Annotated in this window: 13 protein-coding genes; 9 read left to right on the top strand and 4 right to left on the bottom strand. The window is 70.3% G+C overall.

The features are described from left to right. Nucleotide 1: 1 nt before the first annotated feature. Complete coding sequence (locus ABKA17_RS30845; protein ID WP_353695572.1) at nt 2–445, bottom strand: DUF6314 family protein; 444 nt, start codon at nt 443–445, stop codon at nt 2–4. Between the two features lie 138 nt (nt 446–583). Between ABKA17_RS30845 and ABKA17_RS30840 the strand changes: the two genes are divergently transcribed. From ABKA17_RS30840 to ABKA17_RS30825, 4 genes are all read left to right on the top strand, one after another. Further along, complete coding sequence (locus ABKA17_RS30840; RefSeq protein ID WP_353695571.1) at nt 584–3058, top strand: alpha-L-arabinofuranosidase family protein; 2475 nt, start codon at nt 584–586, stop codon at nt 3056–3058. Between the two features lie 231 nt (nt 3059–3289). Continuing rightward, complete coding sequence (locus ABKA17_RS30835) at nt 3290–5893, top strand: YfhO family protein (protein ID WP_502994426.1); 2604 nt, start codon at nt 3290–3292, stop codon at nt 5891–5893. A 20-nt stretch (nt 5894–5913) separates the two neighbouring features. After that, complete coding sequence (locus tag ABKA17_RS30830; RefSeq protein WP_353695570.1) at nt 5914–6864, top strand: glycosyltransferase family 2 protein; 951 nt, start codon at nt 5914–5916, stop codon at nt 6862–6864. Then, nucleotides 6861–7283 carry a GtrA family protein gene (locus tag ABKA17_RS30825; protein WP_353695569.1) on the top strand — a complete coding sequence of 141 codons (423 nt, stop codon included), beginning with the start codon at nt 6861–6863 and terminating at the stop codon, nt 7281–7283. Before ABKA17_RS30830 ends, ABKA17_RS30825 begins: the two co-directional genes overlap by 4 nt. On the opposite strand, the gene ABKA17_RS30820 is transcribed toward ABKA17_RS30825, so the two are convergent. Beyond that, on the bottom strand, nt 7210–7605 hold the full coding sequence (locus tag ABKA17_RS30820; protein ID WP_353695568.1) for a hypothetical protein: 396 nt from the start codon (nt 7603–7605) through the stop codon (nt 7210–7212). The genes ABKA17_RS30825 and ABKA17_RS30820 overlap by 74 nt on opposite strands. 111 nt (nt 7606–7716) lie before the next feature. On the opposite strand from ABKA17_RS30820, the gene argC reads away from it, so the two are divergent. The 5 genes from argC to ABKA17_RS30795 are packed head-to-tail and all read left to right on the top strand — an operon-like array spanning nt 7717 to nt 12540. Next, nucleotides 7717–8745, top strand: a complete 1029-nt coding sequence (gene argC, locus ABKA17_RS30815; protein WP_353695567.1) for an N-acetyl-gamma-glutamyl-phosphate reductase — start codon at nt 7717–7719, stop codon at nt 8743–8745. Then, a complete protein-coding gene (gene argJ / locus ABKA17_RS30810; protein ID WP_353695566.1) occupies nt 8742–9893 on the top strand; it encodes a bifunctional glutamate N-acetyltransferase/amino-acid acetyltransferase ArgJ in 1152 nt (383 codons plus the stop codon). The genes argC and argJ overlap by 4 nt, the downstream gene beginning before the upstream one ends. Then, nucleotides 9890–10798: an acetylglutamate kinase gene (gene argB, locus ABKA17_RS30805; RefSeq protein WP_353695565.1), complete on the top strand. Its 909-nt coding sequence runs from the start codon at nt 9890–9892 to the stop codon at nt 10796–10798. Before argJ ends, argB begins: the two co-directional genes overlap by 4 nt. Beyond that, a complete protein-coding gene (locus ABKA17_RS30800; RefSeq protein WP_353695564.1) occupies nt 10795–11982 on the top strand; it encodes an acetylornithine transaminase in 1188 nt (395 codons plus the stop codon). The genes argB and ABKA17_RS30800 overlap by 4 nt, the downstream gene beginning before the upstream one ends. A gap of 18 nt (nt 11983–12000) precedes the next feature. Next, nucleotides 12001–12540 (top strand): arginine repressor, encoded by a 540-nt coding sequence (locus ABKA17_RS30795; protein WP_353695563.1) that lies wholly within the window; start codon nt 12001–12003, stop codon nt 12538–12540. An 82-nt stretch (nt 12541–12622) separates the two neighbouring features. Here the strand turns inward: ABKA17_RS30795 and ABKA17_RS30790 are convergent, their stop codons facing one another. Next, nucleotides 12623–13411, bottom strand: coding sequence for an FAD:protein FMN transferase (locus ABKA17_RS30790; RefSeq protein WP_353695842.1), 789 nt, complete (start codon nt 13409–13411; stop codon nt 12623–12625). 4 nt (nt 13412–13415) lie between these two features. Beyond that, nucleotides 13416–14204 (bottom strand): FMN-binding protein, encoded by a 789-nt coding sequence (locus ABKA17_RS30785; protein ID WP_353695562.1) that lies wholly within the window; start codon nt 14202–14204, stop codon nt 13416–13418. Nucleotides 14205–14222: the final 18 nt, after the last annotated feature.

The following is a 14222-nucleotide window of genomic DNA, read 5'->3' as shown; positions in this document are numbered from 1 at the left end:
GTCAGTTCGCGCGCGCGTAGTCCGTGGTGAGCACCAGGTCCTTGGCGGGGCCGCCCACCCGCCACACCGTCCGCCAGTGGTCCGCGTCCAGGACGGTGAACTCGCCGCGGTAGAGGTCCGCCGCGCAGGGGTGGTCGGCGATGTGGTGGCCGGAGGTCAGGTCGAGGGCGTGGAAGAAGCGGCCGTCGGCGAACCGCACGTCGGCCTCGGCCGGCGAACTCCCGGGCAGGAAGCGCAGGGTGCGCTCGGCGGGGCGGGGTACGCCCTGCCAGACGAAGGTGCCGGATTCGTGATGAAGGAGCCCGCCGCCGTCCAGTGGGCTGAAAAGTGTCCTGCCGGAGAACTCCCCGACGTCCCCGCTCGCCAGATCCCGCACGGAACGCTCGACCCGCCAGGTCCCGGCCAGATACGTCAGTACGTCCGGTACCGGCCGGAACTCGCCCATGCGTGCCTCCCTTCCGACACTTTCGATGACGCACGCCCCGTTGACGCTCGTGAATTCCCCTCCCTATCTTGCCGTTCGAAGTGCTGATCAGCGTCTGATATATCGAACAGCTCCTCCCGATCGAGCCGCGGAGTATCCATGTCACGCACCCGCTGGAGATTCGGCCTGGCCGCCACCGCCTTCCTGGTGGCGGCCGGTGTCGTGCCGGCCCCCGCACATGCCGAGGACGCCACCGACTACGCCATCACCGTCGACCCCACCGCCAAGGGCGCGAAGATCGACGACACGATGTACGGCGTTTTCTTCGAGGACATCAACCGGGCCGCCGACGGAGGCCTGTACGCCGAGCTCGTGCAGAACCGGTCCTTCGAGTACTCCACCGACGACAACCGCTCGTACACCCCCCTCACCTCATGGGCGGTCGACGGCACCGGACAGGTCGTGAACGACGACGGCCGGCTCAACGCGCGCAACCGCAACTACCTCTCCCTGGGCGCCGGTTCGGCCGTGACGAACGCCGGATACAACACCGGCGTCCCGGTCGAGGAGGGCAAGAAGTACGACTTCTCCGTGTGGGTCCGCGCCGAGAGCGGCACCACCCTCACCGTCTCGCTCCAGGACGCCGACGGCTCCCTCGCCACGGCCCGCCGGGTCGCCGCGAAGGGCGGCTGGGCCAAGTACAAGGCGACCTTCACCGCCACCCGCACCAGCAGCAACGGCCGCCTCACCGTGGCCTCCTCGGCCGCGGCAGCCCTCGACATGGTGTCCCTCTTCCCGCGCGACACCTACAAGCACCAGGCGAACGGCCTGCGCAAGGACCTCGCCGAGAAGGTCGCCGCCCTGCACCCGGGTTTCGTGCGCTTTCCCGGCGGCTGCCTGGTCAACACCGGCTCGATGGAGGACTACAGCGAGGCCTCCGACTGGCAGCGCAAGCGCTCCTACCAGTGGAAGGACACCATCGGCCCGGTCGAGGAGCGCGCCACCAACTCCAACTTCTGGGGCTACAACCAGAGCTACGGCCTCGGCTACTACGAGTACTTCCGGCTCTCCGAGGACATCGGCGCCATGCCGCTGCCCGTCGTCCCCGCCCTGGTGACCGGCTGCGGCCAGAACCAGGCCGTCGACGACGAGGCGCTGCTCGAGCGGCACATCCAGGACACCCTGGACCTCATCGAGTTCGCCAACGGCCCGGCCACCTCGACCTGGGGCAAGAAGCGCGCCCGGATGGGCCACCCCAAGCCCTTCCACCTCACCCACATCGAGGTCGGCAACGAGGAGAACCTCCCGGTCGAGTTCTTCGCCCGGTTCAAGGAGTTCCGCGCCGCCATCGAGGCCGAGTACCCGGACATCACCGTGATCTCCAACTCCGGTCCGGACGACTCCGGTTCGACCTTCGACACGGCCTGGCAGCTCAACAAGGACGCCAAGGTCGACATGGTCGACGAGCACTACTACAACAGTCCACAGTGGTTCCTCCAGAACAACGACCGCTACGACTCCTACGACCGCGGCGGCCCGAAGGTCTTCCTCGGCGAGTACGCCTCCCAGGGCAACGCCTTCAAGAACGGCCTCGCCGAGGCGGCCTTCATGACCGGCCTGGAGCGCAACGCGGACGTCGTCAAACTCGCCTCGTACGCACCGCTGTTCGCCAACGAGGACTATGTGCAGTGGCGGCCGGACCTGGTCTGGTTCAACAACCACGCCTCCTGGAACTCCGCCAACTACGAGGTCCAGAAGCTGTTCATGACCAACGTCGGCGACCGCGTGGTGCCCTCCACGGCCACCGGGACGCCCTCGCTGACCGGTCCCATCACGGGCGCCGTCGGCCTGTCGACCTGGGCGACCACGGCGGCCTACGACGACGTCCAGGTCACCGACGCCGACGGCGACTCCCTGCTGAGCGACGACTTCTCCGGCGACGCCTCGAAGTGGACGCACACCGGTGGCGGCAGCTGGAGCGTCCAGGACGGACAGTACGTGCAGACGGACGTGGCCGCCGAGAACACCATGGTCTCCGCGGGCGACCCGAACTGGCACGACTACGACCTGAAGGTGAAGGCCACCAAGAAGTCCGGCAAGGAGGGCTTCCTCGTCGCGTTCGGCGTCAAGGACACCGGCAACTACTACTGGTGGAACCTCGGCGGCTGGAACAACACCCAGTCCGCCGTCGAGCAGGCGGTGGACGGCGGCAAGTCCACGCTGATCTCCAAGGCCGGTTCGATCGAGACGGGCCGCACCTACGACATCGACGTGAAGGTCCGGGGCCGCCAGGTCACCCTGTACCTCGACGGCCAGGAGTGGGGCAGCTTCACCGACGACAAGCCGGCCGAGCCGTTCCGCCAGGTGGTCACCAAGGACAGGAAGACCGGCGACCTGATCGTCAAGGTCGTCAACGCCCAGCCCACCGCGGCCCGTACCGCGATCGACCTCGGCGGCGCCAAGGTCGCCTCCAAGGCCCGGGTGACCACGCTGACGGCCGACCCGAACGCGGTGAACTCGGAGACCGAGACACCGGTCGCCCCGGTCAGCTCCACGTTCCAGGGGGTCGCCGACGAGTTCTCGTACACCTTCCCGGCGAACTCGGTCACGTTCCTGAGAATCAAGCAGAAGTAGTCGTAGAAGTAGTCGCAGAAGTGGTTTCCCGCTGCGCGCCGGTGAATCGAGTTCACCGGCGCGCAGTACGTCGTAAACAATTCGTTTCCCCGGCGTTCATCATTTCTTTCGGAAAGCCCCGCCGATATTCGGAACGCGCTTTCTCGTTTTCCTGGACGGCACAACCAACCGGAAACTCCGACCGTCTAAGTCGGCGAATCCAGGATGGTCGGGTCCGAACAGGAACGGGATGTGAAACGGATAACCTCTCCGGCACGGCCGAGGCGGGCTGCGGCCCTGCTCGCGGCCGCCGTCACGGTCGCCGTGTTCTGCGCCGCCGACGCCGTCGCCCGTAGCTTCCCGTTCGGCCCCCGCACCCGCAGCGTCAACGACCTCGGCAACCAGTACGTGCCGTTCCACGCACACCTGTGGGACCTGCTGCACGGACGGGCCGACAGCGGTCTCCTCGTCAACTGGCACTCCGGGTACGGGTCGAGCTTCCTGCCCGACCTCGGCACCTACGTCAGCAGCCCCTTCGCGCTGCTCGTCGCGGTGTTCCCGAGGGACGAGATCGACCTCGCGGTCTACGCGGTCACCGTCCTGAAGACAGCGTGCGCCGGCGCCGCCATGGCCGGGCTGCTGCTCACCCTGCGCCGCGGCCCCTGGTGGGCGGCGGGACTGCTGGGCGCCTCCTACGCCCTGTGCGGCTGGAGCGTGGCGGTCGCCTCGTACAACCCGATGTGGCTCGACGGGCTGATCGCCCTGCCGCTGCTGTGCCTGGTCGGGGAGTGGACCCTGCGCGGACGGCGGCCCCTGCTCGGCGTCCTCGTCGTGGCCCTCGCCTGGATCGCCAACTTCTACACCGCCTACATGGCCACCCTCGGCGCCGGACTGGTGCTGCTGCTCCGCCTGTGGCTGTCCGGCCTCCCGCCCCGGCGGCGGCTCGCGGCGGCGGGCCGGGCCGTCCTCACCGTCGCCCTCGGCATCGGGCTGGCGGCACCCCTGGTGGCCGTCGTGTTCTTCGGCACCCGGCACGCCTACCCCGGCCGAGTCGTCGACTTCTCTCCGGTGCCCGCCCAGGACATGCTCGCCCGTCTGCTGCCGACGACGTACACCTTCGGCACCCCCGCCCTGTACGTGGGGATCGCGGCGCTGCTGCTCGCCCTCGCACTGCCCTTCCACCGGGCGGTGCCCCGGCGGGAGCGCGCCGGGTGGACGCTGCTGGTCGTCGCCGTGGCGCTGTCGTTGCAGTGGGGCCCAACCCATCTGCTCTGGCACGCCTTCGCCACCCCGCAGGGCAGCCCGTACCGGCAGGCCTTCGTCCTGTGCGCCCTGCTGGTGATCGCCGCCTGGCACGCGCTCTCGTACGGCCTGCCCGACCTGCGCGCGCTCGGCGCGGCGGGCGCGCTGCTCGTCCTGGTCACGGCCGTCGCGAGCCGGAGTGCCGTGGCGCAGCACACCGTGGTCTGGATCGTCCTGCCCCTCGCCGTCGTCGGTGCGCTCGGCGGGCTCGTCCTGCTGGGCCGCTCCCCTGGCGGGCGGCGCACGGTGTGGGCCGGGCTGGGCGTGGCGCTGCTGTTCGGCGGGCAGTTCGGGGAGGCCCTGGCCACCTCCGCCGAGGCGACCCGGCTGCGGTACGGACACCTCGACGATTACGCGCCCTGGGGAGCGAGGCAGGAGCAACAGGCGGAGGCCATCGCGCGGGTCGACGACTGGCCCCGGTACCGCACCGACCCCGGCCGCGAGCAGACCGTCTCCAACGACCCGCTCCTGGTGGGCGGCGAGGGCGCCCAGTACTACAGCAGCCTCACCTCGGACGTCCTCAGCCGCACCCTCACCGCCCTCGGCGGCGGCTGGACCTCCCGGGGCCGCAGCCTCCAGAGCCTCGACAACGACGTCACGGACGCGGTCTTCTCGGTCGGCGCCCGGGTGCACTCCCCGCCGGACCCGCACCAGAACTGGTTCCCGGCCGACGGCGAGCGTCTCACCGTCACCCGGCAGGACGTGCCGCCGCTGGTGACCGTACGCCCGTCCGACGCACCCCGTGCCGCCTTCGGCCCCTCGCCCTACCGCAACCAGGAACTCCTCCTGGGCGCCCTCGTCTACACCGTGCCCCGCCTCACCGTGCGCACGAGCACCGGCAAGTCCCCGCGCGCCGGCGAGGCCGGGCTCCTGGTGGGCGTCCCCGCCCCTGGAACCGCGCGGAAACCGACGATCACGACCCGCTGTCCGGCCGGCAGCGAGGTCCATCTGTGGGCACCGCGCTTCTCCGGCACCGCACGGCTCGCCGACGGATCCACCGGCCGGTTCAGGTCGGACGCCGTCGGCGCCAAGATCGCCGCCATGCAGCGCCTGGGCACGGCCCCGGCCTCCGGACGCCTCACGATCGAGCTGGCCCCCGACCGGGCCGGCCGCGTCCCGGAGCGCGCGGTCGGCTGTCTGGACACCGGGCGGCTGCACACCGCCGTCGAGCGGCTCAGGGCCACCGGCGCCACCCGGGTGAGCGTCTCGGGCGCGACCCTCCGGGCCCAGCTGCCGGCGGGCAGCAGGGGAATCGCGGTCGTGGCGGCTCCCCGTATCGCGGGCTGGCGGTGCGCCACCGGCGACGCGGCCACCGCACCGGCGGGGGAGTACCACGGTCTGATCGCCGTCCCGCTCGACGGCTCCTCGACCAGCCTGACCTGCACGTTCCACCCGCCCGGGCTGCGCCTCGGCACGACGGTAGGGGCGGCCTCGCTGCTGACCCTGATCCTGCTCGGCGCCGTCACCGCACTCCGCCGCCGACGTGCCGACCGACCACCGGCACCTCGACCGACCACCGCACGACCGCGCGAGCGCGTGACCGGCGCTCGCTGACCGCGTCCCAGGGGGAAACCATGCTCATCTCGATCGTCGCACCCTGCTACAACGAGGAAGACGTCCTCGAACGCTTCCACGAGGAGATGTCCAAGGTCGCGGAGGAGCTGCTGCCGCTCGGCCACGACCTGGAGTTCGTCTACGTCGACGACGGCAGCCGCGACCGTACGCTCACCGTGCTGGAGGGGCTCGCCGAGTTCGACGCGCGCGTCCGGTATCTCTCCTTCAGCCGCAACTTCGGCAAGGAGGCGGCGCTGCTGGCCGGTCTGCGGTACGCCTCGGGGGACAACGTGGTCGTCATGGACGCGGACCTCCAGCACCCGCCGGAACTGATCAGACGGATGGTGGAGCTGCGTGCCCAGGGCTACGACCAGGTCATCGCCCGGCGCACCAGGACCGGCGACCGGATGACCCGCGCGCTCACCGCACGCCTCTACTACCGGCTGGTCAACCGCCTCGTCGACGTGGAGCTGGTGGACGGTGTCGGCGACTTCCGGCTGCTGTCCCGGCGGGTGGTGGACGCGGTCCTCGGCCTCACCGAGTACAACCGCTTCTCCAAGGGCCTGTTCGCCTGGGTCGGCTTCCCCGGTACGACCTTCGAGTACGCCAACGCCGTACGCACCCACGGGCGCAGCTCCTGGAGCCTGCGCAGCCTGCTCAACTACGGGCTCGACGGGCTGCTCTCCTTCAACAACCGGCCGCTGCGCGCGGCCCTCCACCTCGGCATGGGCCTGCTGCTGTGCGCCGGGCTCTACACGGCGTGGATCGTGGGCGCGGCGCTCGTCAACGGCGTGGAGACGCCCGGCTACGTCACGATCATCACGGTCGTCACGGCTCTCGCGGGTGTGCAGATGGTCATGCTCGGGGTGATCGGGGAGTACACCGGCCGGATCTACTACGAGGTAAAGGGCCGTCCGCATTTCCTGGTGAAGGCGACCAATATGGAGCGGGCGAAGGACCTCGTCCCATGATGTCGAGGCAGCTCTTCACATTCGCCGTCATCGGGGTCGTGAACACCGGCACCTACTACGGCCCGTATCTGCTGTTCCTCACCCGATTCCCCTATCTCGTCGCCCATCTTCTCGCGACCGCCCTCAGTCTGACCGGTTCCTTTTTCCTCAACGCGCGGTTCACTTATCGCACCCGCCCGACCTGGCGCAAATTCCTGCTGTTCCCCCTGACCAATGCGGCCAACTTCCTCGTCACCACGGCCGGCGTCTACGTCCTCGTCGACCTGCTGCACCTCGACAGCCGGTACGCCCCGCTGCTCGCCTCCCTGGCCGCGATCCCGGTGACCTTCCTGGTCTCCCGCCGGATCATGCTGCCGAAGGCGGGGAAGCCGCGCGGAAGAGCGCGAGGAGGGTCTGAGCCGGCGGAGTCTCCGCATTGAAGAACTGCGTGGCCAGCGAGGGCGGGACGGCTGTTCCGTGCATCCGGATCTCGTGGCAGCTAAAGCAGAACGCCGCCTCGAAGAGAGCCAGATCGAGGGAGTCCTCATAGGCGCGAATGCTCCAGCCCGGCGAGAAGCCGCAGCGGTGCTGTTCGCCCCTGGGCAGTGTCCCGATCAGGGCCAGGGCGTCGGCCGCCTCCTTCCCAGCCCAATGGGCGACCGCCTCGCCGGGGTAGGGGGCGCCCCGTTTGCTCGGTAGGGCGGAGATCCGTACGACCTCGATCAGCACGGTGGCGGCCACGGCTTCGACAGGGATCTCCATGCGGACAGTCTTCCTGAGAGCACGGTCGCCGAGACGGAGCGGACTGAGAAGGCTGGGATTGCATAAACGTGCAGCGAAACGTATAGTCATGCCATCCAAGAGGAGGATTCCATGGCGGTACGTGCGGCAGTGGCAGGAGCGAGCGGATACGCGGGCGGCGAAGTCCTGCGGCTGCTCCTGGCGCACCCCGAGGTCGAGATCGGCGCCCTGACCGGCAACTCCAACGCCGGCCAGAAGCTCGGCGCGCTCCAGCCGCACTTGCTGCCGCTGGCCGACCGGGTCCTCCAGGAGACCACGGCCGACGTCCTCGCCGGGCACGACGTCGTCTTCCTCGCCCTGCCGCACGGTCAGTCCGCCGCCGTCGCCGAGCAGCTCGGCCCGGACGTCCTCGTCGTCGACATGGGCGCCGACTTCCGGCTGAAGGACGCCGGCGACTGGGAGAAGTTCTACGGCTCCCCGCACGCCGGGACCTGGCCGTACGGCCTCCCCGAACTTCCGGGTGCCCGCGCCGCGCTGGAGGGGTCCAAGCGCATCGCGGTGCCCGGTTGCTACCCCACGGCCGTGTCGCTGGCGCTCTTCCCGGCGTACGCCGCCGGACTCGCCGAGACCGAGGCCGTGATCGTCGCCGCCTCCGGGACCTCCGGGGCCGGCAAGGCGCCCAAGCCCAACCTGCTGGGCAGCGAGGTCATGGGCTCCATGTCGCCGTACGGCGTCGGCGGTGTCCACCGGCACACGCCCGAGATGATCCAGAACCTCAGCGCGGCCGCCGGCGAGACGGTCTCCGTCTCCTTCACGCCCACCCTCGCCCCGATGCCCCGCGGCATCCTCGCCACCTGCTCCGCCAAGGCCAGGCCCGGCGTCACCGGCGAGGCCGTCCGCGCCGCTTATGAGAAGGCCCTCGCCGACGAGCCCTTCGTGCACCTGCTCCCCGAGGGCCAGTGGCCCGCCACGGCGTCCGTCTACGGTTCCAACGCCGTTCAGATCCAGGTCGCGTACGACGAGGCCGCGGGCCGCATCATCGCGATCAGCGCCATCGACAACCTGACCAAGGGCACCGCGGGCGGTGCCGTACAGAGCATGAACATCGCCCTCGGGCTCGACGAGTCCACCGGGCTTTCCACGATCGGAGTCGCACCGTGAGCGTCACGGCAGCCAAGGGATTCCAGGCGGCGGGCATCGCCGCCGGGATCAAGGAGAACGGCAACCCGGACCTGGCCCTCGTGGTCAACACCGGGCCGCGCCGCGCCGCCGCGGGCGTCTTCACCTCCAACCGTGTGAAGGCCGCGCCGGTCCTGTGGTCCGAGCAGGTCCTCAAGACCGGCCGGCTGATCGCCGTCGTCCTCAACTCCGGTGGCGCCAACGCCTGTACGGGACCCAAGGGCTTCCAGGACACCCACGCCACCGCCGAGAAGGTCGCCGAGGTGCTGGAGATCGGCGCCGGCGAGGTGGCCGTCGCCTCCACCGGTCTGATCGGCCTCCTGCTTCCGATGGACAAGCTGCTGCCGGGGGTCGAGACGGCCGCCGCCCAGCTCTCCGAGCACGGCGGTGAGAAGGCCGCCATCGCCATCAAGACGACCGACACGGTCCACAAGACGTCCGTCGTCACCAAGGACGGCTGGACCGTCGGCGGCATGGCCAAGGGCGCGGGCATGCTCGCCCCCGGCCTCGCCACCATGCTGGTCGTCCTCACCACCGACGCGGACCTGGAGAGCGCCGTCCTGGACAAGGCCCTGCGGGCCGCCACCCGGACCACCTTCGACCGTGTCGACTCCGACGGCTGCATGTCCACCAACGACACCGTGCTGCTGCTCGCCTCCGGCGCCGCCGAAGTCACCCCGGACCACGCGGAGTTCGCCGAGGCCGTACGGGCCGTCTGCGACGACCTCGGCCAGCAGCTCATCCGGGACGCCGAGGGCGCCAGCAAGGACATCAAGGTCGAGGTGATCAACGCCGCGACCGAGGACGACGCCGTCGAGGTGGGCCGCTCCATCGCCCGCAACAACCTCCTCAAGTGCGCCATCCACGGCGAGGACCCCAACTGGGGCCGGGTGCTCTCCGCGATCGGCACCACGCGGGCGGCCTTCGAGCCGGACCAGCTGAACGTCGCCATCAACGGCGTCTGGGTCTGCAAGAACGGCGGCGTCGGCGAGGACCGCGACAAGGTCGACATGCGCTACCGCGAGGTGCACATCGTCGCCGACCTCGCGGCCGGTGCCGAGACCGCCACCATCTGGACCAACGACCTGACCGCCGACTACGTCCACGAGAACAGCGCGTACTCGTCATGAGCACTACTCGCAAGCACACCGCCCTGCCGAAGGCCCAGATCCTCATCGAAGCGCTGCCCTGGCTGGTCCGGCACAACGGCAAGACCGTCGTCATCAAGTTCGGCGGCAACGCCATGATCGACGAGGACCTGAAGGCCGCGTTCGCCCAGGACGTCGTGTTCCTGCACCACGCAGGGCTCAAGCCCGTCGTCGTGCACGGCGGCGGCCCGCAGATCAGCGCCGCCCTCGACCAGGCCGGCATCGTCAGCGAGTTCAAGGCCGGCCTGAGGGTCACCACCGAGGACGCCATGGACGTCGTACGGATGGTGCTCGCCGGACAGGTCCAGCGCGAACTCGTCGGGCTCCTCAACCAACACGGGCCGCTGGCCGTCGGGTTGACCGGCGAGGACGCGCACACCATCACCGCCACCAAGCACCAGCCCGAGATCGACGGTGAGTTGGTCGACATCGGGCGGGTGGGCGAGATCACCGCGATCGACACGGGCGCGATCGAGGCACTCCTCGCCGACGGCCGGATCCCGGTCGTCTCGTCGATCGCCCGTAGCCAGGACGACGGACATGTCTACAACGTCAATGCTGATACGGCGGCTGCGGCACTCGCTGCTGCTCTGGGCGCCGAAACCCTCATGGTCCTCACGGACGTCGAGGGTCTCTACGAGGACTGGCCGAACAGCGACGAGGTGATCAGCCGCCTCACGGCTTCCCAACTGGAGAAGCTGCTGCCGGAGTTGAGCTCCGGCATGGTCCCGAAGATGGAGGGCTGCCTGCACGCCGTGCGCAACGGCGTCACCACGGCCCGGGTCATCGACGGGCGGGTCCAGCACTCGATCCTGCTGGAGATCTTCACCGACGAAGGCATCGGCACGATGGTCGTGCCGGACGCGCAAGAGGGGGATGGGGAATGACCGACAATCAGGAGCTCACCCAGCGGTGGCAGGGCTCGCTCATGAACAACTACGGCACCCCGCGCCTCCCCCTCGTCCGCGGTGAGGGCCTCAAGGTCTGGGACTCCGAGGGCAGGCAGTACCACGACTGGGTCGGCGGCATCGCCACCAACGCGCTCGGCCACGCCCACCCGGCGATCGTCGACGCCGTGAGCCGGCAGATCGCGTCCCTCGGCCACATCTCCAACTTCTTCATGGCGGAGCCCACCGTCGCCCTCGCCGAACGGCTCCTGGAGCTCTTCGGCCGGGACGGCAAGGTCTTCTTCTGCAACTCCGGTGCCGAGGCCAACGAGGCCGCGTTCAAGATCGGCCGGCTGACCGGGCGCGGCCACATGGTCGCCACCTCGGGCGGCTTCCACGGCCGGACCATGGGCGCCCTCGCCCTCACCGGCCAGCCCGGCAAGCGGGACCCGTTCCTGCCGCTGCCCGGCGACGTCACGCACGTGCCGTACGGCGACGCGCAGGCCCTGGCCGCCGCGGTCACCGAGGAGACCGCGCTCGTCGTCATCGAGCCCATCCAGGGCGAGAACGGCGTGATCGTGCCGCCCGCCGGCTATCTCAAGGCGGCCCGGGCGATCACGGCCGCCACCGGGACGCTGCTCGTCCTCGACGAGGTGCAGACCGGCATCGGCCGGACCGGACACTGGTTCGAGTACCAGGCCCACGAGGGCGTCCTGCCGGACGTCGTCACCCTCGCCAAGCAGCTCGGCGGCGGGCTGCCGCTCGGCGCGACCGTGGCCTTCGGCCGGGCCGCGGAGCTGCTCCAGCCCGGCCACCACGGCACGACCTTCGGCGGCAACCCCGTCGCGTGCGCCGCCGGACTCGCCGTACTCGACACCATCCAGAGCGAGGGACTGCTCGAGAACGTCAAGCGGCAGAGCGCCGCGCTGAGGGACGGAATCGAGTCCCTGGGCCACCCGCTGATCGCCCATGTCCGGGGCTCCGGCCACCTCCTGGGTATCGTGCTCACCGAGCCGCTCGCGCCCCAGGCGCAGCAGGCGGCTCAGGACGCCGGTTTCCTGGTGAACGCGCCCGCCCCCGATGTCGTACGGCTGATGCCGCCGCTGAACCTCGGCGACGACGAGGTGGCCGCGCTGCTCCAGGCGCTGCCCGGCATCCTCGACGTGGCCAACGGGGACGGATGATCCGGGAATGAGACGACGATGAGCCAGGCGCAGGAGCACGATCACAACGCGGGACCTGCCGTACCGCAGACCCGTACCGCACGGCACCGCCGGATCGTGGACATCCTCAACCGGCAACCGGTGCGCTCACAGAGCCAGTTGGCGAAGTTGCTGTCCGACGACGGGCTGAGCGTCACCCAGGCGACGCTCTCCCGGGACCTCGACGAGCTCAACGCGGTGAAGATCCGCAACACCGACGGCGACCTGATCTACGCGGTGCCCAGCGAGGGGGGTTTCCGGACCCCCCGGGCGCCGCTGGGGGAGTCGGCGAAGGAAGAGCGGATGCGGCGGCTGTCGCAGGAGCTGCTGATCTCCGCGGAGGCGTCCGCGAACCTGGTCGTGCTGCGGACGCCGCCCGGCGCCGCCCAGTTCCTCGCCTCGGCCATCGACCAGGCCGAACTGCACGACATCCTCGGGACGATCGCGGGCGACGACACGCTGATGCTGATCAGCAGGGACCCGGTGGGGGGACAGGCGCTCGCCGAGCATCTGTTGAGACTGGCTCAGAACGGCCACTGAATGGGGTGGTGATCGAGGTGTGCCGGGTGCGGGTGCGTTGTGGCTTGTCGCGCAGTTCCCCGCGCCCCTGAGGTCGGGACCCTCACCCGAGTCGCGATGCCAGGCCCCCCGTGCATCTGACCTCGTCGCCCGCCGTGATCAGCAGCGCCTCCACCTCCGGCAGCGACTCCAGCCAGCGCAGGCCCTCCCGTGAGCCCATCGCGAAGGCCGCCGTAGCCCAGCAGTCGGCCCACATGACGCTCGGGGCCACCACCGTCACGGCGACCAGGTCCGTCACCGCGGACCGGCCCGTGCGGGGGTCGACGATATGGGCGCCGCGTTCCGCCGTACCGGAGGTCGCGATGGCCAGCTCGGTCGTACCCGCCGCCGAGACGACCGCGGCCAGGCCCCCCGGACGCAGCGGGTCGGCGACCCCCACCCGCCACGGCCGCTGCGGTCCCGGCGCCCCCAGCAGCTGCACGTCCCCGCCGCCGTTGAGGCTGACCCCCGTCGCGCCGGCCGCCGACAGGGAGCGCGCCGCCCGTTCCACGGCCCAGCCCTTGACGATGCCCGTCGGGTCGAGTTGGCCCTCGTAGCGCAGGCTGAACCAGCCGTCGCTCAGGTCCTCCGCCTCGGCGCCCAGCTCCAGGACCTCGGCGACCTCCGGGGCGCAGTCGGCGACGGTCAGCTCGCCGCGGACCAGCCGGGAGATCTGGCTGTCCTCGCGATACGTGCTGAAGGCGGCGTCGACGCGGTGCAGGCCGGCCACCGCTTCCTCCAGGGCCGCCTTCACGGCCCTGGGATCCCCGCCGCGGACGTCGAAGGAGAAGACGGTCCCCATGACCTCCTCCGCATGACGTACCGCGGCGGGAGCTTCTGACGGTTCGGTCACCGTGTCAGCCACCGGCCTGGTCCAGCGCCGTCTGGAGGGACTTCTTGTAGCCGGCGCTGGTGTAGGTCGCGCCCGACACCGCGTCGATGTCGGCGTTCCCGGCCGCCACCGCCGCCTGGTTGAGCTTCGGGATGGCGTTGCCGTTGACCTGGTCGCTCTGGCCGCCCTTGGGCTGCTGGACCGCCTCGGCCTTGGTGATCTTGCCGTTGGCGACCGTGACCCGGACCTGGACGGGCCCGTACTGGGTCTGGGAGACGGCACCGGTGACGGTCTTGGCGGCGGCCTGGGCGTTGCCCGCGCTCTCGGAGGGGGCCGGGGTGGCCGCTCCCGCCGCGGCCGCCGCGTTGCCCTTGTCGATGGCCGACTGGAGGGACTTCTTGTAGCCCTCGCTGGTGTACGTCGCCCCGGACACCGCGTCGATCTGAGCGCTCTGTTTGGCGAGCGTCGACGCGTTGAGCTTCGGTACCGCGTTGCCGGTGATCTGGTCGCTCTGGCCGCCCTTGGGCTGCTGGACCGTCTCCGCCTTGGTGATCTTGTTGTTGACGAAGGTGATACGGACCTGGATGGCCCCGTATTGGGTCTGCACGGCGTCGCCGGTGGCCGAGCCGGTGGCCCCCTGGGCACCGCCCTGCGCGGACTCCTGGGCCGCCGCGGTCTGCTGGGGGACCGCGCCGCCCGCCGCGGACGCGGAGGTCGGGTCGGATCCCGGTTTCAGCGCCAGCAGCAGCACGATCCCGGAGACGGTGGCGGCGCCGGCCAGGACGACACGCCGGATCGGGTGACTCTTCCTCATGGCTTCCAAGCTCCTGAA

The organism is Streptomyces sp. RG80, assembly GCF_040446465.1.
In the GTDB taxonomy this organism is placed as follows: Bacteria; Actinomycetota; Actinomycetes; order Streptomycetales; family Streptomycetaceae; genus Streptomyces.
Note: the sequence above shows the minus strand (reverse complement) of the source record. Positions and strands in the feature narration are given on the sequence as shown.

Excerpts from the sequence above, each read along its gene's own strand:
- ABKA17_RS30830 (WP_353695570.1), top strand. The coding sequence starts at position 5,914 with ATGCTCATCTCGATCGTCGCACCCTGCTACAACGAGGAAGACGTCCTC.
- argC (WP_353695567.1), top strand. The coding sequence starts at position 7,717 with ATGGCGGTACGTGCGGCAGTGGCAGGAGCGAGCGGATACGCGGGCGGC.
- ABKA17_RS30845 (WP_353695572.1), bottom strand. The coding sequence starts at position 445 with ATGGGCGAGTTCCGGCCGGTACCGGACGTACTGACGTATCTGGCCGGG.
- ABKA17_RS30840 (WP_353695571.1), top strand. The coding sequence starts at position 584 with ATGTCACGCACCCGCTGGAGATTCGGCCTGGCCGCCACCGCCTTCCTG.
- ABKA17_RS30800 (WP_353695564.1), top strand. The coding sequence starts at position 10,795 with ATGACCGACAATCAGGAGCTCACCCAGCGGTGGCAGGGCTCGCTCATG.
- ABKA17_RS30795 (WP_353695563.1), top strand. The coding sequence starts at position 12,001 with ATGAGCCAGGCGCAGGAGCACGATCACAACGCGGGACCTGCCGTACCG.
- ABKA17_RS30825 (WP_353695569.1), top strand. The coding sequence starts at position 6,861 with ATGATGTCGAGGCAGCTCTTCACATTCGCCGTCATCGGGGTCGTGAAC.
- ABKA17_RS30785 (WP_353695562.1), bottom strand. The coding sequence starts at position 14,204 with ATGAGGAAGAGTCACCCGATCCGGCGTGTCGTCCTGGCCGGCGCCGCC.
- argB (WP_353695565.1), top strand. The coding sequence starts at position 9,890 with ATGAGCACTACTCGCAAGCACACCGCCCTGCCGAAGGCCCAGATCCTC.
- ABKA17_RS30820 (WP_353695568.1), bottom strand. The coding sequence starts at position 7,605 with ATGGAGATCCCTGTCGAAGCCGTGGCCGCCACCGTGCTGATCGAGGTC.